The sequence below is a fragment of the Vibrio sp. 378 genome, assembly GCF_033339435.1.
Genome location: NZ_JAWOUO010001099.1, coordinates 1 through 533, shown reverse-complemented (window position 1 = coordinate 533; position 533 = coordinate 1). Strand labels below are relative to the sequence as shown.

Annotated in this window: 1 protein-coding gene; it reads left to right on the top strand. The window is 49.3% G+C overall.

All coding sequences use genetic code 11. The features are described from left to right. On the top strand, positions 1-533 hold a 533-nt coding region (locus tag R7Q48_RS30590), incomplete at both ends, for an ABC transporter substrate-binding protein (RefSeq protein WP_318134178.1).

Below are 533 nucleotides of genomic sequence, written 5' to 3'. Positions count from 1 at the left end.
AAAAACATGGTCGCGATGCAAGGGTGGGGCACAGCAGATACCGAAGCGCTGATCTCATTCGTAACCAAAGACAAAGTGCCGGTATTTTCGGCATCTTACTCGGGCCACTTAACGGACCCTACGGGCAAAAACCCGAAAACAGCCAAGCCTGCTCCCTACAACTTTTTCTATGGCGCGTCTTATTCAGATGCCTGTCGTGCATTGGTGAAATGGGCGAAAGAGGATTGGGAATCAAAAGGCAATACCACGGCACCTAAATTTACTCACATTGGTGATAACCATCCGTTCCCGAATGCACCAAAAGACGCGTGTGCGGAATACGCCAAAGAGCTGGGCTTTGAAGTGCAAAACCCAGTGGTTGTCTCACTCAAACCGGGTGATTTCAAAGCGCAATGTTTGTCGCTAAAAGAATCCGGCACCAACTACGGTTACATCGCGAACCTAGGTGGCTCAGTCATTTCACTAGTGAAGTCGTGTAACACGGTTGGCACGGAATTCCAGTACATGGCGAATATCTGGGGTGGTGATAAACC